Origin of the sequence: Siccirubricoccus deserti (assembly GCF_014283215.1) — a bacterium.
Taxonomy (GTDB): Bacteria; Pseudomonadota; Alphaproteobacteria; order Acetobacterales; family Acetobacteraceae; genus Siccirubricoccus; species Siccirubricoccus deserti.
On record NZ_JACOMF010000056.1, the window covers coordinates 1 to 18,804 of the forward strand.

The 18,804-nt window shown below is 69.4% G+C and carries 22 protein-coding genes, 1 rRNA gene and 1 pseudogene; 18 read left to right on the top strand and 6 right to left on the bottom strand.

What is annotated here, in order from left to right:
- Positions 1-141: transposase (locus tag H7965_RS24520; RefSeq protein WP_186773199.1), on the top strand; the 141-nt coding region annotated here is incomplete at its 5' end.
- A 15-nt stretch (positions 142-156) separates the two neighbouring features.
- A pseudogene (locus H7965_RS24525) lies at positions 157-327 on the top strand (ATP-binding protein); the annotation flags it as partial.
- Between the two features lie 80 nt (positions 328-407).
- Here the strand turns inward: H7965_RS24525 and H7965_RS24530 are convergent.
- Complete coding sequence (locus tag H7965_RS24530; protein WP_186773200.1) at positions 408-704, bottom strand: recombinase family protein; 297 nt, start codon at positions 702-704, stop codon at positions 408-410.
- A gap of 726 nt (positions 705-1,430) precedes the next feature.
- Here H7965_RS24530 and H7965_RS24535 point away from each other — a divergent pair.
- Positions 1,431-2,303, top strand: a complete 873-nt coding sequence (locus H7965_RS24535; protein ID WP_222440794.1) for a polysaccharide deacetylase family protein — start codon at positions 1,431-1,433, stop codon at positions 2,301-2,303.
- Here H7965_RS24535 and H7965_RS24540 read toward each other — a convergent pair.
- Both H7965_RS24540 and H7965_RS24545 read right to left on the bottom strand, forming a co-directional pair.
- Complete coding sequence (locus tag H7965_RS24540; RefSeq protein ID WP_186773202.1) at positions 2,239-3,039, bottom strand: glycosyltransferase family 2 protein; 801 nt, start codon at positions 3,037-3,039, stop codon at positions 2,239-2,241. The genes H7965_RS24535 and H7965_RS24540 overlap by 65 nt on opposite strands.
- Entirely contained in the window at positions 3,039-3,743 is a 705-nt protein-coding gene (locus H7965_RS24545) for a lysophospholipid acyltransferase family protein (RefSeq protein ID WP_186773203.1), read from the bottom strand. The genes H7965_RS24540 and H7965_RS24545 overlap by 1 nt, the downstream gene beginning before the upstream one ends.
- Positions 3,744-3,990: 247 nt before the next feature.
- Between H7965_RS24545 and H7965_RS24550 the strand changes: the two genes are divergently transcribed.
- From H7965_RS24550 to fabG, 14 genes are all read left to right on the top strand, one after another.
- Positions 3,991-4,740, top strand: a complete 750-nt coding sequence (locus H7965_RS24550; protein WP_229682774.1) for a class I SAM-dependent methyltransferase — start codon at positions 3,991-3,993, stop codon at positions 4,738-4,740.
- Between the two features lie 41 nt (positions 4,741-4,781).
- Positions 4,782-5,453, top strand: coding sequence for a methyltransferase domain-containing protein (locus tag H7965_RS24555; protein WP_186773205.1), 672 nt, complete (start codon positions 4,782-4,784; stop codon positions 5,451-5,453).
- Positions 5,450-6,307, top strand: a complete 858-nt coding sequence (locus H7965_RS24560; RefSeq protein WP_186773206.1) for a MipA/OmpV family protein — start codon at positions 5,450-5,452, stop codon at positions 6,305-6,307. The genes H7965_RS24555 and H7965_RS24560 overlap by 4 nt, the downstream gene beginning before the upstream one ends.
- A gap of 107 nt (positions 6,308-6,414) precedes the next feature.
- Positions 6,415-6,729, top strand: coding sequence for a phosphopantetheine-binding protein (locus H7965_RS24565; protein ID WP_186773207.1), 315 nt, complete (start codon positions 6,415-6,417; stop codon positions 6,727-6,729).
- Between the two features lie 16 nt (positions 6,730-6,745).
- Entirely contained in the window at positions 6,746-7,237 is a 492-nt protein-coding gene (locus H7965_RS24570) for a hypothetical protein (RefSeq protein WP_186773208.1), read from the top strand.
- Complete coding sequence (locus tag H7965_RS24575) at positions 7,227-8,564, top strand: AMP-binding protein (protein WP_186773209.1); 1,338 nt, start codon at positions 7,227-7,229, stop codon at positions 8,562-8,564. The genes H7965_RS24570 and H7965_RS24575 overlap by 11 nt, the downstream gene beginning before the upstream one ends.
- Complete coding sequence (locus tag H7965_RS24580; protein ID WP_186773210.1) at positions 8,561-8,866, top strand: 3-hydroxyacyl-ACP dehydratase; 306 nt, start codon at positions 8,561-8,563, stop codon at positions 8,864-8,866. The genes H7965_RS24575 and H7965_RS24580 overlap by 4 nt, the downstream gene beginning before the upstream one ends.
- Complete coding sequence (locus tag H7965_RS24585; RefSeq protein WP_186773211.1) at positions 8,848-9,786, top strand: LpxL/LpxP family acyltransferase; 939 nt, start codon at positions 8,848-8,850, stop codon at positions 9,784-9,786. The genes H7965_RS24580 and H7965_RS24585 overlap by 19 nt, the downstream gene beginning before the upstream one ends.
- Positions 9,783-10,349 (top strand): LolA-related protein, encoded by a 567-nt coding sequence (locus H7965_RS24590; protein ID WP_186773212.1) that lies wholly within the window; start codon positions 9,783-9,785, stop codon positions 10,347-10,349. Before H7965_RS24585 ends, H7965_RS24590 begins: the two co-directional genes overlap by 4 nt.
- The gene (locus H7965_RS24595; protein WP_186773213.1) at positions 10,346-12,682 is read left to right on the top strand and encodes an MMPL family transporter; all 2,337 of its coding nucleotides are present in this window, start codon (positions 10,346-10,348) and stop codon (positions 12,680-12,682) included. The genes H7965_RS24590 and H7965_RS24595 overlap by 4 nt, the downstream gene beginning before the upstream one ends.
- Before the next feature lie 3 nt (positions 12,683-12,685).
- On the top strand, positions 12,686-13,879 hold the full coding sequence (locus H7965_RS24600; protein WP_229682773.1) for a beta-ketoacyl-ACP synthase: 1,194 nt from the start codon (positions 12,686-12,688) through the stop codon (positions 13,877-13,879).
- Positions 13,876-14,658 (top strand): beta-ketoacyl synthase chain length factor, encoded by a 783-nt coding sequence (locus H7965_RS24605; protein WP_186773214.1) that lies wholly within the window; start codon positions 13,876-13,878, stop codon positions 14,656-14,658. Before H7965_RS24600 ends, H7965_RS24605 begins: the two co-directional genes overlap by 4 nt.
- Positions 14,652-15,098, top strand: a complete 447-nt coding sequence (locus tag H7965_RS24610) for a phosphotransferase (protein ID WP_222440795.1) — start codon at positions 14,652-14,654, stop codon at positions 15,096-15,098. Before H7965_RS24605 ends, H7965_RS24610 begins: the two co-directional genes overlap by 7 nt.
- Positions 15,095-15,832: a 3-oxoacyl-ACP reductase FabG gene (fabG, locus tag H7965_RS24615; protein ID WP_186773215.1), complete on the top strand. Its 738-nt coding sequence runs from the start codon at positions 15,095-15,097 to the stop codon at positions 15,830-15,832. The genes H7965_RS24610 and fabG overlap by 4 nt, the downstream gene beginning before the upstream one ends.
- 103 nt (positions 15,833-15,935) lie before the next feature.
- Here the strand turns inward: fabG and H7965_RS24620 are convergent, their stop codons facing one another.
- The 3 genes from H7965_RS24620 to H7965_RS24630 all read right to left on the bottom strand — a co-directional run bounded on the left by H7965_RS24620 (position 15,936) and on the right by H7965_RS24630 (position 17,806).
- Positions 15,936-16,127: a hypothetical protein gene (locus H7965_RS24620; protein ID WP_186773216.1), complete on the bottom strand. Its 192-nt coding sequence runs from the start codon at positions 16,125-16,127 to the stop codon at positions 15,936-15,938.
- Positions 16,124-17,428, bottom strand: coding sequence for an NAD(P)/FAD-dependent oxidoreductase (locus H7965_RS24625; protein ID WP_229682772.1), 1,305 nt, complete (start codon positions 17,426-17,428; stop codon positions 16,124-16,126). Before H7965_RS24625 ends, H7965_RS24620 begins: the two co-directional genes overlap by 4 nt.
- A 93-nt stretch (positions 17,429-17,521) precedes the next feature.
- Entirely contained in the window at positions 17,522-17,806 is a 285-nt protein-coding gene (locus H7965_RS24630; protein WP_186773218.1) for a hypothetical protein, read from the bottom strand.
- Between the two features lie 874 nt (positions 17,807-18,680).
- Here H7965_RS24630 and H7965_RS24635 point away from each other — a divergent pair.
- Positions 18,681-18,804: ribosomal RNA gene (locus tag H7965_RS24635) — 16S ribosomal RNA — on the top strand; the annotation flags it as partial.

The following is an 18,804-nucleotide window of genomic DNA, read 5'->3' on the forward strand; positions in this document are numbered from 1 at the left end:
TGCTACAAGCTCCGCAACACCATCGAGCGTGCCTTCTCCCACCTCAAGGACTGGCGCCGCGTCGCCACCCGATACGACAAGCTCGCCCGCAACTTCCAGGCCGGCATCGCTATCGCCGCCATCATCCTGTGGTGGGCGTGATTGAGTCCTGAGCCTAACCTGAGCTTCAGCGAGTGGGGCGGCGTTTTCGGCGACGCCAAGATGACAACAGCCCTGCTCGACCGGCTCACGCACTACTGCCACATCTTGGAAACAGACAACGACAGCTTCCGGTTCAGGAGCAGCTCGGCAGAACCCAGGAACAGGAGGGCTAAAGCACCCGCTTGACCCAGCCCCGCAGCACGCGGGACATATCCCTGGCCGGGTCAGTTCTCGATGAAACCCCCGGGGTCAGTTCTCAGCGAAAATCAACAGTCCAGGAGGACCATTTGATGCACATAGTTGCGCGCGAGCCGGTCGGGCGCGGTGACCAGCACCCGGTCGACTTCGCGCCCCTTGATGGCATCGCGTAGGCGATCGAGGCCCGGGCGGGCCAGCGTGGCGCCGCTGTAGCCGTCATCGCGGAACACATGCGCCGGATCCAGCGTCCAGCCCTCGGCCGTGTGCGCCGCGACCTGGGCGGTCAGGCGACCGATTTGTTGCTCAATGGTCTGGTGCTCGACTTGGTGACCGGTCGAGACGCGGCCGTAGATCGCTACCCGCATGGCATATCTCCGGCAGGATCGGCGGCTCCGGCGCCACGGCCGGCGCCGGAGGAGGTGTTGCCGCCCACTGCAGGAGAAGCTGGTAGGCCCGGTCCCAGCGCTGCTGACCGGCCACCATCGGCACATCCGTGCGCCGGACCTGCCAAGTGCGCTGCTGCCGCATGCTCCTCTCCGTGGTGAGGGACACCACTGGAGAGTTGGCCCGATGCAAAAGGCCGGAGCCGGCCACGTGCCCGGGGCCAGCTCAGACGCAACCGCAGGGTGCGCGTCAGGCAGAGCTTGTCATTTGTGATAAGACCATTGAGCGGCCGTTCGCCTGGCTCACGCATTGGGGCGGCCTGCTGCGCGACCGCGCGGAGCGCCTCGACGTAGCCGCTTCCCGCGTCGCCTGCGCCGCCGTCCTCGCCGCCACAGAAGCCCTCATCAATCCACAATAACGCCACTCAAACAGGCCCTGAAAGAAGCTTTACCGCGGCATCAGAGACCTTCAGTGCGGCCTCGCCGAATACAGCGAGGTGAGGCCCCATCAGGGCCGGTGGTGCTTCGGCAAGGCGCTGATGCTGGCCTTCCTGGTCTCTGTGCCGCTTGCCCGGGAGAAGCTGCTGCAGCCACAGTAGCAGCGGACACGCGCGCCCGATCGGACATCCCCACCCACCGGTCAGGTGACCGTCAGATCAGGTCCAAAACTTCTACAGAAGACCGCTTGGGGCTGACAGAATGGAAAGAATGCCAATAGGCAGCAACCAAGTTCGGCAAGCGGAAGCAGCGTCCTTCGGGGCACTGAAAGCCTGGTCGCCATCACCGTTAGTGCGTGCTTCGCTCTGGCTGCATGGTGCCGCGATGTTCGGCGTCGCCGCGCAACCTCACCTTTGGCCCTTCGGATTGGCCCTGCTTGCCTGCGATCATGCACTGCTCTCAGCGTTTATGCACCCTCGAAGCACGCAGCTCGGCCCGAACCTTGTGCGGCTGCCTTCCGTGATGTCCCGGTCCATTGCCATCACATTTGACGATGGCCCGGACCCGGAGGTTACGCCTCGCGTCCTCGACGTGCTGGATGCATATGAGGCGACGGCAAGCTTCTTCGTCATCGGCGCGAAAGCGGCTCACCACGGGGCATTGTTGCGCGAGATGCATCGGCGCGGGCACACGATCGAAAATCATACCTACAGCCATAAGAATACCTTCGCGTGCCTTGGTCCATGGGCGCTGCGGAAGGAGATTTACCGCGCCCAGCACGTCATCGCCGACGCGGTCGGCATCGCGCCGCGGTTCTTCCGCGCTCCGATGGGCCTGCGCAGTCCGCTGCTCGACCCGGTCCTGGCGATGGAAGGCCTACGCTTGGTGTCATGGACGCGGCGTGGCTATGACGGGCGTCCGCGGCACCCGAACAAGGTTCTGGACAGGCTGACGCGCCGCCTGGCCGGCGGCGATATTCTCCTGCTGCACGACGTCGCGCCGACAAGCCTTCCTGCTTGCGATGCGGCGGTCCTGCAGGTCCTGCCGAGACTGCTCGATCGCTGCGCCGCCGAGGGGCTCAGGGTTGGGTCCCTAGCCGTGGTCCCGTCCGCACCTCCGGGCCGCGCTGAACCCGCCGGATAATGAGCATCGGCAGACGGGCGAGCATGCCGAACACCAAGCGGATATGCATCCAGGTCAGCAAGATATTGTCCCGCCCATAGCTGAAATGCGAGACGCCGCCCTCCTCGGCACGCAGGTAGCGGACAGGCGCGGGGAGATTAATCAGTGGCAGGCCGGCCCAGGCGAGCCGGACTGCCGCCTCAGGGTCGAAATCGAAGCGGCGCATCCACCGGCAGCGCTGCATGACCTGCAGCAGCGGGGCAATCGGGTACACGCGGAAGCCGAACAGCGAATCGCCGATGCCTGGGCCAAGCGTCTCGAGATTCGCCCACCAGTTGGAGATGCGACGGCCGCGCACCCGCAGTTGCGGCGCCTCCGGGCCGAAGACCGGCCGGCCAAGGATGAGCGCAGCCGGCTCGGCGGCTGCGGCGGCCATGAAGGTGCCGATCGCATCGGCCGGGTGCTGGCCATCCGCATCCATGACCAATGCGTGGGTGAAGCCAGCCGCCGCTGCCTCGCGCAGCCCAGCCAGCACAGCGGTGCCCTTACCAGAATTGGCGGGCAGGGTGATCAGACGGAACTGAGGATCGTCCTGCATCGCCATGCCGAGCAGTACGTCGCTACCATCAGTGCTGCCATCGATCACGACCCAGACTGGCGCCCAGGCGCTGCGTGCCCCGCGCACCGTCTCCAGCAGGATCCCGCCGGTGTTGTAGCTGGGGATCAGCACCAGGCAGCGGGTCGCGGCGGCAGCCATCAGGCAGCCTGCTTGCGCGGCGCCGCGGCCGGCTGGATGGCGAGCCAGGCCGGCGGCCAGCAGCCGGGCAATTCGGCCCGGTAGTGCCGCTCCAGCCGGGCGACGCAGTCATCGGTCGAGGCGCCGACGATGAACCGCTCGCCCAGCCGCACCCGGAACACCAGCGGCAGCACCGGGCGGCGGAACAGTGGCCAGCCTTTCGCAAGATAGGGGCTGTCGGCCTCAATGAGCACCGCCTGAACCGGCGCGCCGGCTGCCTTGGCCATGACAGCGAAGCTTCGATGGATGTGACCGACCGGTGGCGTCGCGGTGCGCGAGCCTTCAGGGAAAATCAGCAGCTGGTTGCCGGCCTGGACTGCCTGCGCAGCCCGGCGCATCATCGGCAGCGGCGCATCGTTCGGCATGTAGCCGGCCAGCCGGATACCGCCGCCCAGTGCCCAATTGTCCCAGAGAGCCGCCTTGGTGATGCAGACGACGCGCGGCAGCCGCGACATGATGAGCACCGCATCGAGCATGGTGGGATGATTGGGCACGAGCACGATGCCGTTGTCATCCCGAAGCCGGTCCAGTTCGCGCAGGTCGACGTGCAGTACGCCAGTGAAGCGCATCACCCCGATGAGCCAGCGGAACCCGAGCATGATGGCGAATTGGCCGAGCGGCTCGCCCAGCCGCCGCGGCATGACGCGATACAGCAGCGCCGCCACCAGACTCCATCCGAAGCAGCTCACGCCCCAGGTGAATAGGCACAGATAGAACGCGAAGCAGAAATATGCCGATCTTAACCATGAGACGGGACGGAGTACTGCTTGCCGGCCGGCCATTCCTGGGTGTTTGACCATGTCAGCGTCACACTGCCGTACTTGGGCAGGAAGACTATCGGATGGTAGTGGGTCGGTCCAGCCTTCATAGGGGACAGGCATGTCGATATCAGGGCGTTCCGCCGCGGCGGAGGTGACCGCCTCACGCGCTTCCGCTCCACCGCACGCACCGCTGCTGGACTACTACGCTACGCCGCAGGAGCATTCCGGTTTCGTTCGAGATTTGTTCAACCGCACTGCAAGATCTTATGATGGCATCAATACGGTCTTCGCGCTCGGCTCCGGGCGATGGTACCGGCGGCGGGCTCTGCGTCGCGGCGGCCTGCGGCCTGGGGCGCGCTACCTGGACGTCGCTATCGGCACTGGTCTGGTTGCACGGGAAGCTGCCGCCATCCTCGGCGACACCAGCGGCATGATCGGGCTGGACCTGAGCGAGGGCATGATGGCGGTTGCCCGGCAGTCGCTGCCGATCTCCATGGTGCAGGCGCGGGCGGAGGAGCTACCCTTCGCCGATGCCAGCTTCGACTTCATCAGCATGGGCTATGCCCTGCGCCATGTGGACGACCTGGGGCGACTATTCGCCCAACAACGGCGCGTGCTGCGGCCTGGCGGCCGGTTGCTGCTGCTCGAGATCGCGCCGCCCGCAAGCCGGATGGGACAGAGATTGGTAAAGGCCTATTTGGGCAGCGTCGTACCGTTGCTAAGCCGTTTGGCCGGAAGCGGCAGCGACACGCTCATGCGCTACTACTGGGACACCATCGAGGGCTGCGTGCCGCCGCGCGATATCCTGTGGCACCTGCAGCAGGCCGGCCTGTCCGATATTCATTGTGATATAGATATAGGAATCATGCGGGCCTACTCGGCGCAACGCCCTCTATCCTAGCCTGCCGCTGCCCCTGGAGCATCTCCTTGCCTGTAACCGCTATGGCGCTTCTGCCCCCCGACCTCCCTGGGCTAACGAGGAAGGTCGTCGCTCGCTATCACGGCGCGTCGAAATTCTCGCGCCACTTCGTCCGCGGCAAGATGCTGACTGACCCGGCGACCCCTTTCGTCCTGCAACTGGCCGCGACCAGCGGCGGATTCGGTGAGGTGACGGATCTCGGTTGCGGGCGCGGCCAGATCGGGATGTCGTTGCTTACAGCCGGGCTGGCGACCCGGGTCCAGGGCCTGGACCTCGATCCTGGCAAGATCACCGATGCCGTGCGCGCCGCCGCCGGGCTGCCTGCCGGCTTCGGCGTCGCTGACCTCTGCCAAGCCGAGGTGCCGGCGGCCGATACGGTGGTCATCTTCGATGTGTTGCTGCAACTTCCTGTGACGGCCCAGCGAAGCCTGTTGGGGAGGATTGCGGCGGCGGCGCGGCACCGCATCGTGATCCGCGCCTTCGACCCGGATTGCGGCTGGCGCAGCGGCGTCGGTGTCGCCATGGAGCGGCTGGGTTGCCTCCTTCGACGCGACGGCTCGTCGTTCCAGCCCTTGCCGCTAAATGATCTCGCCAGGCCGCTGAGGATGGCGGGCTTCGCCATATCGGTCTCGCCCTGTTGGGGCTGGACGCCGCTACCCAACGTCATGCTGGTGGCGGAGCGGGCTGCCCCATGAAGCGGCTGGCCGCGTTTGCCCTACTCCTCCCGCTCACCGGCCCGGCATATGCACAGCAGACGACGCGCGACCCCCAGCGGCCACTGCTGGAAGCCGGGGTCTTCCTTGGTGGTGGGCTACTGCCGGACTACCCGGCAGCGAGCCACGCGGAGTGGCGTGCCCTGGCGCTGCCCTGGTTGATCTATCGCGGCGAGGTGCTGCGCGCCGATGAGCGCGGCCTGCGCGGGCGCTTCTTCCGCTCGGGTGACCTGGAACTGACGGTGAATGCCAATGGCGCTCTCGGCAGCCAAGCCGATTCCAGCGGCGCCCGTAGTGGCATGTCGGACATCGACCCGCTTGGCGAGATCGGCCCCGCCCTCCGCTGGGTGGCATGGCGCGGGGCAGCGAATGCCGACCGGCTGGTGCTGGAAGTGCCGGTCCGGGCCGCCTTCTCCACGGATTTCCGCCGCATCAGCTATCGCGGCGTCGTCTTCGCGCCGGAGGTGGCCTATGAAAGCCTGGCCTGGGGGCCAGCCGGCTCTCGCGCCCGAATTGGCATCGGACCGGTCTTCGCCTCAGGCGGGCTGATGGATTACTGGTACCGGGTGAAGCCGGCCGATGCGCGGCCCGGGCGCCCGGCTTACGACGCCGCCGGCGGCTACCTGGGAGTGCGCCTCCAATTCTCCTACCGCGTTCCTGTGACTGATGTTGTTACGTTGATTGCGGGCGGGCGGCTGGAGAATTTCTCGGGCGCTGCGAATGCCGAAAGCCCGCTGTTTCGGTCCAATTTCAACGCAACCTTGATTGCCGGCGTATCCTTCGCGCTTTATCGCAGCCCTGCGATGGTCGCCTCGGATGCTTCGCCTTTCGATTAAGTGCCTCGCTTGCCGAGAGCTCTGGCGCTCTGCTACTCAGCCGGTGAAAATTCGGCTGAGAGCCTTGGCTTGGCGGGGTGACCTGGCTGGAGGAAAGAGGAAAGCGGATGTCGATCGAGGGTTTCACAACACCAGCGGAAACCATCGCTCCAGCGCCTCATCCTGATGTCGACCTCGAGCGTGACCTGGCGCGGCTGATCGTCACTGCCCTGTCGCTTGAAACGACAGCAGAGGAGATCGCGCCGGAGGCGCCACTGTTCGGCGAGGGCCTGGGCCTCGATTCCATCGACGCGCTCGAATTGTCTCTGGCCATCGGCAAGGCGTATGGCGTGCAGCTGCGCTCGGATGACGAGCGCAACCACCGGATCTTTGCGTCCCTGCGCAGCCTTGCCGGCCATATCGCAAGGCACCGGACGCCCTGATTGCATGGGATCGCCGATGGTCCGCATCGCCGCCCTGGCTGGATCCTGGTCGGCGCTGTGGCTGATCGCCCTGGCGCTGGAACTTGCGGCCGGCAGCATGGCGGTATGGCTGGCGGGCGCATACGGCCCGGCGCTGGTCGGGCTCGGGGTGAACCTGCTTGTTGCCTTGCGCTTCGCCGTCACGCTGCGGCCCGGTGCAGTACCCCTGATCACCCGCTATGGACGGCATGACCCGGCCGGGTTGCCGGCACGGGCTGAGGCCTATACGCGCCGGCTGACGGCTGCCTGGGCCGTGCTGCTCGGCCTGTTTGCCCTTGCTTATGCGGTTCAGATGCTCGGCTTCTCGACGGTGTCGATGATCTCCGCGGCGGAAGCCATTACCTGCACCGCCTGCTTCCTCGGCGAACATCTCCTCCGCAGCCGCCTGTTCCCCGAGGTCGGCCGCGCCACGCCCGCGCGCACGCTGCGCGCCATCTGCCAAGCGGCCGGGGCACGCCATGCCGGTTGAGGGCCCGGACCTGATCCTGACCACTCGCGATACGGCCGAAATCCTATGCCACCGCGCCGATGGCTCTGTCACCATCGGGCAATTCCTCGCCGAGGCATCTGCGCTCGCTGCCACCCTGCCAGAGGATGGGTATGCGGTGAACCTCTGCGCTGACCGCTACGCCGCCTTGCTCGGCTTTGCCGCTGCGCTGCTCCGCGGTCACCCGACCCTGCTCGGCGCCCGGTCGGGCGGACCTGATGGCTTTCTTGAGATGGCGGCGGCGCGGTATCCCGGTGCCTATGTGATGTCCGGAGCGGATGAGCGCCGCTTGCCCTTGCCGTTCGTCCGGGTCGATGCGCCGCACGCCAGTGTGCCACCTCTCCCGCTGCGGCCGATCCCGGCGGAGCGGGTCGTCGCCATCGGCTTCACCTCCGGCTCCACCGGCACGCCGACCGCTCATGCCAAGCCCTGGGGCGCGCTGGTGGCCGCGGCGGCGGCGGCGGCGGCGCGATTCGGGCTGCGGCCGGGCGATGGACCACCGACCAGCATCGTTGCCACGGTGCCGCCGCAGCACATGTACGGCTTCGAGACAACGATGATGCTGCCGCTGCGGGCCGTCGTGGCGATCCACACCGGAGCCAGCTTCTTCCCCGCCGAGGTCCATGAAGCCCTGGCCGCCGTGCCGCCCCGCCGCCTGCTGGTAACCACGCCGCTGCACCTGCGGGTGCTGCTGGCCGAAGGCCGCCGGCCGCCCGCACTGGCCGCCGTCATCTCCGCCACCGCACCGCTGGCGCAGGAGATCGCGACGGCGGTGGAGCGCGACTGGGACGCGCCGATGCTGGAGATCTATGGCGCGACCGAGGCCGGCTCCGTCGCCAGCCGCCGCACCGTGCGGGACGATGGCTGGCTGCCCTATGACGGCACCCGGGTCCGCGACGGCGCAGCGGAGGTGCCGGGGCTTGGAACCGTGCCGCTGGCCGATGCGATCGAGCCTCTGCCGAATGGCCGGTTCCGGCTGCTCGGCCGGCTGACGGACATGGTGAAGCTCGGCGGCAAGCGCGGCTCGCTCGCCGATCTGAACCGGGTGCTGGCTGAGGTGCCGGGGGTGGAGGACGGCGTCTTCGTCGTGCCGGGTGATATCGAGAGCAATCCGGCCGCCCGGCTCAGCGCGCTGGTCGTGGCGCCGGGACAGACTTCGGCGGAGATCCTGGACGGGCTGCGCGGCCGGATCGACCCGGTCTTCCTGCCGCGCCGATTGGTTGTGGTGGCGGCCCTGCCGCGCGACCCGCTCGGCAAGCTGCCGCGCCAGGCGCTGGCGACGCTGCTGGCGCCGGGAGAGGAGGCATGAGCACGGATTTCCGCATCACCGTGCCGGCGGAGCACCCGGCGCTGCCGGGGCATTTCCCGGGCCGGCCCATCGTGCCTGGTGTGCTGCTGCTGGATGCGGTGCTGCAGGCGGTGGCAGCCGCCGAGCCCGGCCGCGGCCGGCCCAGCTTGGTGGCACGGGCGAAATTCCCTGCCCCGGTGGCGCCGGGGGAGGGGGTCGTGGTGACCCTGGCACCGCGCGGCACCCACCGGGTCGGCTTCACCTGCCGCTGCGGCAGCACCACCGTGCTGCTGGGGGAGCTCGGATGGCCGGCGCCGCCCTGAATCCGCCGGCCTGGCGGCAGATGCCGGAGCGCGGCAACACCTTCTGGCTGCGCTTCATGATCGGCGTCGGCCGCGGCCTCGGCTGGCATGCGGGGCATGCGCTGCTCTACCCGATCACCGCCTATTTCCTCGCTTTCTCGCCGCGGCAGCGGCAGGCGGCGCGGCAGTATCTCGGCCGGGCGCTGGGCCGGCCGGCGCGGTTCGCCGATCTCTGGCGGCTTTATTTCACCTTCGCCGCCACCATCCTCGACCGGGTCTGGCTGGCGGCAGGGCGGACTGCGGGCTTCGAGATCACCGTGCATGGGCTGGAGGCGTTGCGGCGCCGGGTGGAACCCGGCCCGGGCGAGCCCAGGACCGGCTGCCTGCTGTTCGGCGCCCATCTGGGCAGCTTCGAGGCGCTGCGCGCGGTCGGCGATGCCGGCTGCCCGGTCGATATCGCGGTGCTGATGCATGAGGCCAACGCCGCCCGGGTGAAGGCGGTCTTCGATGCGCTGGGCGGCACCGGACGGGCCACGACGGTCATTCCGCTCGGCTGCCCGGATTCCATGCTGAGGGTCCGGGAGGTGCTGGAGCACGGCGGCCTGGTCGGGCTGCTGGCCGACCGTGCGCCTGCGGGCCAGCGGATGCATCGGGTGAAGTTCCTCGGCAGCCCGGCGCCGCTGCCGACCGGGCCGCATCTGCTGGCGGCGGTACTCGGTGCGCCGGTCATGCTAGCCTTCGGCATCCGGACCGGACCGCGCCGCTACACCGTGCATTTCCTGCCCTTCGCTGAGCGGATCGGCGACAGCGACCGAGCCGGGCGGGAGGCCGCCATCATTGCCTCGGTCGAGCGCTACGCCCGCGAACTCGAGGCGATGTGCCGGGCCCACCCCTACAACTGGTTCAACTTCTACCCCTTCTGGCAGGACGCGGCGACGTGAGCGCGATCCGCCGCGCGCTGCTGCTGGCCCCGTTCGCAACCCCGGCGCTGGCGGCGGAGCCGACGCTCGAGCAGGTGATGCGGGACCTCGCCGGGGTGCGCGAGCGGTGCTCCCGCTTCACCGAGGAGAAGGTGATCCCGGAACTCGAGACCGGCCAGCCGAACGAGGGTACGCTCTTCTGGCAGGCACCGGACCGGCTGGAGAAGCACACCACCTGGCCGATCGACGAGTTGGTCTCGGTGGCCGGCGGCAGGCTGACCTATGAGCGCCGGGACCGCGGGGTGACGCGGGAATTCGCCCTGAACGAGCAGCCGGAGATGCAGGTGCTGGTGGAAGCCATACGCGGCACCCTGGCCGGCGACCTGGCGGCGCTGCGGCGGCATTACGAGGTAGGGTTCTCCGCCAGCCCCGAGGGCTGGCGGATGGTGCTGACGCCGCGCTCGCTGCGGGTGCTCGGCGCGGTGCAGCGCATCGTCGTGACCGGGCAGCGTACCGAATTGCGTGGGGTGGATGTCGAAGGCGGCGGCGGCGTGAACCGGATGCGCATCGCGCCGGCCGAATGACGCGCCTCCTCCTCATATTGGCGGTGCTCGCCGGGCTGGGTGGTGGGCTGGGCTGGCTGGCGCCGCCGCGGGCCGATCTCGCCGAATTTCTGCCCCCCGGCCGCACCCCGGCCAGCGCCTTCCTGCTGCGGGAGCTGCAATCCGGCGCCGCCACCACCCTGCTGCTGGCCGCCATCGAGGGGGCGCCACGGGCCGAGTTGGCGCGGCTGTCGCGGGAGACAGCGGCGGGGCTGCGGGCTTCGGGCCGCTTCGGCTTCGTCGGCGACGGCACCTTGCAATTTGGTGACGCCGAGCAGGCGCTGCTGTTCCGCTACCGCTACCTGCTCTCGCCCGAGACCCGTCCGGAGGCATTCACCGCGGCGGCGCTGCGGCCGAAGCTGGAAGCGCTGCTGGACGGGCTGCGCTCCGCCGCCTCGCCGCTGCTGGCCCGCTACGGCTTCGCCGACCCGACCGGCGCCTTCCTCGGCCTCGCCGTGACCTGGCTGGGCGAGAGCCATGTCGCGACCGAGGATGGCGCCTGGTTCGCGCCCGGCGAGGTGCCGCGGGTGCTGCTGGTGGCGCGCGGCCAGGGCGCCGGGCTGGATGCGGAGGCGCAGCGCCTGGCGATCGTCGCCTTCCACGAGGCCTTCGCCGCCGCCAATCCACCGGCGGGCGCCCGATTGCTGCTCAGCGGCCCCGGCGTCTTCGCCGCGGAAGCGGCCGCGACCATCGAGCGCGACGTGCGGCGGCTGACCCTGCTCGCCACCCTGTTGCTGGCCGGCTTCCTGGTCTGGCGCTTCCGCTCCCTGGCGGTGTTGGCGCTGGTGGCGGTGCCGCCGCTGGCGGCGATGCTGGCCGGCTATGCGGCGGTGGTGGCGCTGTACGGCAGCGTCCATGCCATCGCGCTGGGCTTCGGGGTGACCATGCTCGGGGTGGTGGTCGATTACCCCATCCTGCTGCTGACCCTGCGCCGGCCGGGCGAGCCGCTCGGCACCGCTGCGGCGCGGATCTGGCCCACCTTGCGGCTGTCGGCCGTCTCCGCCGCGGCGGGGCTGCTGGCGATGGTCGGGTCCGGCCTGCCGGGTCTGGTGCAAACCGGCCTTTTCGCCGGCGCCGGGTTGCTGACTGCCGCAGCCACCACCCGCTGGCTGCTGCCGCGCCTTGTGCCGGAGGAGGCCCGCCTCCTGGCCCGGCCGATGAACCTCCCCCTTGCCGCGCTCTGCGACCGGCCCGTCGCGGCCCTCGCGGTGCTGGCTGCGGCCGCGGCCGTGCTGCTGGCGACCGGCGGGCCGGACCGGCAGCGCGACCTGGCGTCGCTGAGCCCGGTCCCGGCAGCGCAGCAGGCGCTGGATGCCGAGCTGCGCAGCCAGCTCGGCGCTCCCGATGTGCGCAGCCTCTTCGTCATCGGCCCCCTGGCCACGGAGGGCGAGATGCTGCAACGCGCGGAGGCGTTGGGCGCGGCGGCGCAGGCGCTGGTCGCCCGCGGGCTGCTCACCGGCCTCGACCTGCCGAGCCGCTACCTGTCCAGCCCGGCCCTGCAAGCCAGCCGCCAGGCTGCGCTGCCGGACGAGGCCGCCCTCACCGAGGCGTTGCGCGAGGCCGCCGCCGGCCTGCCCTTCCGGCCCACGGCCTTCGCCCGCTTCGTCGCCGCGGTTGCCGAGAGCCGCAGCCTGCCGCCGCTCGACCTCGCCACCCTGGCGGCCGAGGCGCCGACCATCGCCGCCCGGCTGTCGCCGCTGGTCAGCCGGCATGGCAACGAGATCTGGGGCATCGCCCCCGCCACCGGCGTCACCGATCCGGTGGCGCTGGAGGCGGCGGCCGCCGGACTCGGCCTGCCGGGCGTGCTCTTCCTCGACGTCAAGCTGGAGCTGGAGCGGCTGCTGGCGGCCTATGGCCGCGCCACCCTGGGCTGGGCGCTGGCCGGGGCGGCGGTGGTGCTGGGCCTGCTGGTGCTCGGGCTGGGCCGGTTCGGCCGGACGCTGGCGGTGGCGGCGCCGATCGGCGGCGCCGTCCTCATCACCCTGGCGGTGCTGACCCTGCTCGGCGAGGCGCTGAGCCTATTCCACCTTGCCGCCCTGTTGTTGCTCGCCGGTCTGGCGATCGACTACGCTCTGTTCCTTGCGGCAGGCCGTGAAGCGCCCGGCAAGGCCACGGAGGATGCGAATCTGGGGGCCGTCTTGACCTGCGCCGTCTCCACCCTTCTTACCTTCGGCATGTTGTCCCTGAGTGAGACCCCCGTGCTGCACGGCATCGGCCTGACCGTGACTATCGGTGTGGCCGCCGCCTTCCTGCTGGCCTGTGCCTTCTCCCCCGCGCGGCACGCACCGCACCACTTCCTTGGGCGAGGCGCTTAGCGAGTGAGCCCCTTTTGGCCGATGCGGATCAGCGCCGGGACGACGGTGACGGCGCTTGGAGCCGGGCTGGGCCCGTTGCGGGCGGCGTTGCTGGAACGGCGGGGCGGGCTGGCCCCCTGCCGCTTCCCCGGCGCCCCCGGCGGGATCTGGGCAGGCGCCGTGGCAGGGCTGGAGGACGCGGCGCCACCGCCGGACCTCGCCGCCTATGACTGCCGCAACAACCGGCTGGCCGAGCTTGCGCTGCGGAGCGACGGCTTCGCCGCGGCGGTGGCGGCGGCGCGGGACCGCTACGGGCCCGAGCGGGTTGCCGTGGTGGTCGGCACCAGCACCGCCGGCATCGAGCAGACCGAGCAGGCCTATGCCGCGCGCCAGCCGGGCGAGACCGAACTGCCGGCGGAGTTCGACTACGGCCATACCCATGATCTGCAGGCACTGCCGGCCTATTTGCGAAGCCGGCTCGGGCTGCGCGGGCCCGGTTTGGTGATCTCCACGGCCTGCACCTCCGGCGCGCAGGCGATCCTGCAGGCGGCGGCGCTGATCGTCACCGGGATGGCCGATGCCGCGGTGGCGGGCGGGGTGGACAGCCTCTGCCGCATGACCCTGCACGGCTTCGCTGCGCTGGAGCTGCTCAGCGCCGGCCCCTGCCGGCCCTGTGCCGAAGACCGCGACGGCATCGCCATCGGCGAGGGCGCCGGGCTCGTGCTGCTCGAACGGCCCGAGGCAACGCTGGCCGGGCCGCTGCTGCTCGGCGCCGGGGCAAGCAGCGATGGCCACCACATGTCCGCGCCGCATCCGGAGGGGCTGGGCGCCGTCACCGCCATGCGGGCGGCGCTGGCGGCGGCCCGGATCGCGCCGGGGGAGATCGACTACGTCAACCTGCACGGCACCGGCACCCGCGCCAATGACGCCATGGAGGACGCTGCCATGCACCAGGTCTTCGGCGACGCGGTGCCCTGCAGCTCCACCAAGGGCTGGACCGGGCACACCCTCGGCGCCTCCGGCGCGATCGAGGCGCTGATTGCGACGATCTGCCTCGAGGACGGGCTGGTGCCCGGCTGCCTGGGGATCGAGGCGGCCGATCCGGCGTTCCGCAGCCAGGTGGCGACCGGGAACCGCGCCATGGGTTTGCGGCGGGTATTGAGCAACTCCTTCGGCTTTGGCGGCAGCAATTGCAGTCTGGTGATCGGGCACGGATGAGGGCGTTCCTGAGCGGGGTTGCGGTCTTCGGTCCGGGCCTGCCGGGCTGGGCCGCCAGCGAGGCGATGCTGGCCGGCACGGCGCCCTGGGCGATGGCGGAAGCCCTGCCGCCGGCCCCTGCCGTCCTCGCCGCAGGCAACCGCCGCCGCGCCAGCGCCGCCGTGCGTTTCGCTCTGGCCGCCGCCGACGAGGCCACGTCGGCGGAGCCTGACCGTGCCGTGCTGGAGACCGTCTTCGCCAGCGGCAATGGCGACGGCGCCGTGGTGGGCGGCATCCTCGATGCGCTGCATGAGCCGGAGGGTGCGGTTTCGCCGACGCTGTTCCACAATTCGGTGCACAATGCGGCGGCGGGGTACTGGCATATCGCGGTCGGCTCGACACGGCCGTCATTGAGCCTCGGCGGCCATGACGGCGCCTTCGCCGCCGGATTGCTGGCGGCCATGACCGCGGCGGCGCAGCGGCGCCCGGTGCTGCTGGTGGCCTACGACACGCCGCTGCCATCGCCGCTGGCGGCCAAGCGGCCGACCGACTTCTCCTTCGCCACCGCCTGCGTGCTGCGACCGGAGCCCGAGGGGGCGCGGGCCGAGCTGGCGCTGCGCTACATCGCCGGGCCGATGCCTGCCGCCCTGTCGGGAGATGCCCTCGACGCGCTGACCGAGGGCAACCCCGCGGCGCGCGCCCTGCCGCTGCTGCGGGCGCTGGCCGCGCGGCAGGCGGCGTTGGTGCGGCTGCCCCTGCTGGAGGATGCGCATCTCGAATTGCAGGTCACCCCGTGCTGACCCCACCCCTGGGGGCCGCCGCGATTGCCGGGCTGGTGCCACATCAGGGCAGCATGTGCCTGCTGGACCGCGCGCTGTCCTGGGATGCGGCGGAGATCCTCTGCGCCACCGGCCGGCACCGGGACCCTGCCAACCCGCTGCGGCGGGACGGGATGCTCCCGGCGGTCTGCGGCCTGGAATTCGCCTTCCAGGCCATGGCCCTGCATGGCGCCCTGAGTGCCGGCGGGGCGCAGCGGCCGGGCTTCGTCAGCAGCCTGCGGGAGGTGGCGCTGGAGGTCGAGCGGCTGGATGACATTCCCGACGAGCTGCGGATCGCGGCGACGGCGCTGATGGCGGAGGCGGGCGGCTTCATCTACCGCTTTGCAATCACTGCCGGCGACCGCCGTCTGCTGCATGGCCAGGCCGCAGTCATTCTCCCGCGTGAGGACACCCCGGCATGACGCCGCAAAGGACAGGCCGCCGCGCCCTGGTGACCGGCGGCGCCAGCCCGATCGGTGCCGCCATCTGTCGCGCCCTGGCCGCCGAGGGCCATGCGGTGCTGATCCACGCCCATGCCGGGCTGGACCGCGCGGAGGCACTGGCCGCCGAGCTGCGCGGCGCCGGCAGCCAGGCGCTGGCCTTCGGCTGCGACCTGACCGACATGGCGGCGACCGTCACGGCGCTGGAGGCGCAGCTCCAAGCGGGGCCGGTGCAGGTCTTCGTGCACAATGCCGGCACGCATGACGACGTGCCGCTGGCCGGCATGTCGGAGGCGCAATGGCGCGGCGTGATCGATGTTTCGTTGAATGGCTTCTTCGCCGCCTTGCGGCCGCTGATCCTGCCGATGATCGGCACCCGCTGGGGGCGGATCATAGCGATCTCCTCCATCTCGGCGCTGGTGGGGAACCGGGGACAAGCCAACTACGCGGCGGCCAAGGCCGGGCTGATCGGGGCGGTGAAGTCGGTCTCACTGGAATATGCCTCGCGCGGCGTGACGGCTAATGTGGTCGCGCCTGGAATCATCGCCTCGCCCGCGGTGACGGCGGCGATGAGCCAGACACGGATCGCCGAGATCGTGCCGGCGAAGCGGGCCGGGCGGCCGGAGGAGGTGGCGGACCTCGTGGCCTTCCTCGCCTCCGACCGCGCCAGCTACATCAGCGGCCAGACCATCGCGGTCAGCGGGGGATTTGGGTAGAATGTTTCAAGCCGGGCGGCAGCATCGGACGGCTGGAGACACGCGATCGGACAGGCGGCATGCAGCGGTCCGCTGTGCCGTGTTGGGCGAAACTGCGCCAGCCTCACTGGGTGCGGTCGCGGACCCAATCGCCGGCGCGGCCGATGGCGGCGCCGGTGGAGTTGGCGGCGCGGCCAAGCGCCTCCCCGGTGCGGCTGCCGGCCCGGTCCAGGGCCTCGCCAGTGCGTTCAGCGGGCCAACGCGATTCGCAGGCGCCTAGAAGGACCAGGCACAGCATGGCGACGAAGCGGGTCACTCCGCAGCCATGGCGGCTGGAGCGGCAGGCCGCGCCTCCGGCATTGGCGGACCGTAGCCGAGGCGGTGCAGCATCGAGAGCACGTGGTACACCGCCTTGAAGGACATCACCGGCAATGTCGCCCGCAGGTCTCCCCGTAGGTTGCCCGCCAGCATGTTGATGATCCCGTCGCGCATCCAGAGCGTATTGCGCGGCGCCATGAACAGCGACCGCATGACCGGATCGTTGATCCGGTAGATCAGCCAGCCGATGCGGTCCATGGCGCGGCCCAGCTCAGCATTTGTCCGGGCCGCCAGCTGCTGGCCACGGATCGGGTCATCAAGCCAGGCATCGGCAGCCTCGGCGCCGAGTTCGCCGGCGGTCATCGCCATCAGCACGCCCGTCGAGAACATCGGGTCGACGAAGCCATAGGCGTCGCCGATCATCAGATGGCCTTCGCCATGGCCCTGCCGGGCGCGATAGCTGTAATTCGCGGTGCTGAAGACCTCGGAGACGATCTCAGCGCCACGGGTACGCGCGGCGACGGTAGGGCTGGAGGCAATGCGGTCGAAGAACAGCTCCTCCGCCGTTCCCTTCCGGCCCTTCCAGGCGGATTGGTTGCCGACGAAGCCGATGCTCATCAGCCCGTCCGGCAGCGGGATCAGCCAGAACCAGCCATCCTCCGCCAGATGGATGCTGATGTAGCCATCAAGATCGCCACCCCGCCGCTCGACACCGCGGAAATGCGCGTAGATGGCGGCGGTGTTGTTGCGCTTGTTCATGTCCTTCAGCCGCATCCGCCCGGCGAGAAAAGTATCGCGGCCAGAAGCGTCAAGCACGTAGCGCGGCCGGAACTCCAGCGTCTTCCCTTCGGCGTCCTGCGCGATGACGGTGGCGCGTGCGCCGGCCGTGCCAAAGGTGATGTCGGTCACGCGCGTGTTCTCGCGCGTTGCGGCGCCAAGGCGGCGGGCATTGGCAAACAGCAGGTTGTCAAAATCGGCGCGCTTCACCTGCCAAGCGTAGGTTCGTGTTCGATTCAGCGCATGGACGAAGGGAAAGGCGGTGCTGCGACCGGTGCGGTCCGAGACGAATTCAGCGCCCGGCTTGTGCACGCCGATAGCCCGCACGTCTTCGAGCACCCCCAGTCGCTCAAGCACGTCCAGGTTGCGGGGCAGAAGGCTTTCGCCGATGTGAAATCGCGGGTGTGCCGATTTCTCGAGCAACGCAACCTGCCGACCACGCATTGCCAAGAATGCAGCTGCAGTTGAACCGGCAGGGCCAGCGCCGATGACAAGGACGTCCGGGGCAAGGTTGTCGCTCACGGACAAAGATTTCCCTAACGGTTGGACGAGAGCAAGTACCCTGCCTTCGGTCTTGGTGCCTACCCGCCTTGCCGGCGCGGATTCCTGCCGCTCCTAACCTATGGCAAGATTCAGTTGGTCGCCCGACAGCCCGGCGTTCAGCCCCCACCTTGCAAGAACGGCAACAAAGGCTTCGCCGACGACCTGGCCCACCGGTTTGGTGGCGTGCAGCGCCTCCGGCGGGTTGCCGTAGCCGCCCCGGATGGTGCCGATCCATGTCGGCTCCTCGTGGTCGGTGCGGCCGTCATGGCAGGGCGAGCGGCTCCACTCCGTGCTTGCGCTCCTGGCGCCGATGATCGGCGCGACCCGCGAGGACAAGGTTCGGCTGACCGCAGTCATCGGAGCCGACCTCGCGCGCCCCATGCCGGAGGTGCCGACCAGCGCGGAGCAGGGCGCCGCGGCATTCCGGCACGAAGGCATCCACGGCCTGCTCGGCTGCAAGGACAGCCCCGACGGCCTGCGAGCGAGGATCGTGGGAGACCGCCGCGCTTACGGAGACCACCTTGGCGGAGCGGCTGCACGGTTTCGGCACGGCCATGCGCGGCGAGGGACCTGCGGCATTTGCCGCCACCCTGACCGCGCAGCGGGACAGGTGGGCCGCCCTGGCACGCGGGTTCGGGGCGACGCCGCCCGCCAAACGACCGTCGCGCCTCCGAACACAGCCGACAGATCATGCAGCCAATGATCCACCGCGCATGTCGGTAGAAGCTGTGCCGTGATGCAAGCTGACCGGGCCTTGACGACTATGTCGAGACGACCCATCTCGGCCTCCTGCCGTAAGGTGGATTTCTTCGAGAAAAACTTCGAGTGGGGCCTTGAACCCGATACCCTCGGGCGCTAAGTTCACAACCCCGCAGCGGAGTGGTTGCTCCCTCAGGGCGGTTGGCAGCATCTTCGGGTGTGGCCCCGGAGTGAAGGTCAAAGCTGCACGGCTGAAGACCTTGATCTTTTTGCCTTCGGGCGCTAGTTCTTTGTCTCGCCGCAAAGCGAGGCTGTTCTCTGGTCGGCGTTCATGCTGAACGGGAGGGCTTGTTCTTTGAAAATTGTATCTGTCTTTTGGAAGCAAGCAAGCGCTTCAGCCTGTCTGTCGGTGCTGTCCGTAAGGAGTGGCGTTGGGCAGACTTGGATTTGATGGCGTTTGCATCGAGAGTGGTGAGCGGAGCCTGATCGGAAGGCGTCTGTGTGGCTGAGTCTTTGGCTTGGCTGCGCTGATGAACCTGAGAGTTTGATCCTGGCTCAGAGCGAACGCTGGCGGCATGCTTAACACATGCAAGTCGCACGCCCTGCAAGGGGAGTGGCGGACGGGTGAGTAACGCGTAGGAATATGTCCAGAGGTG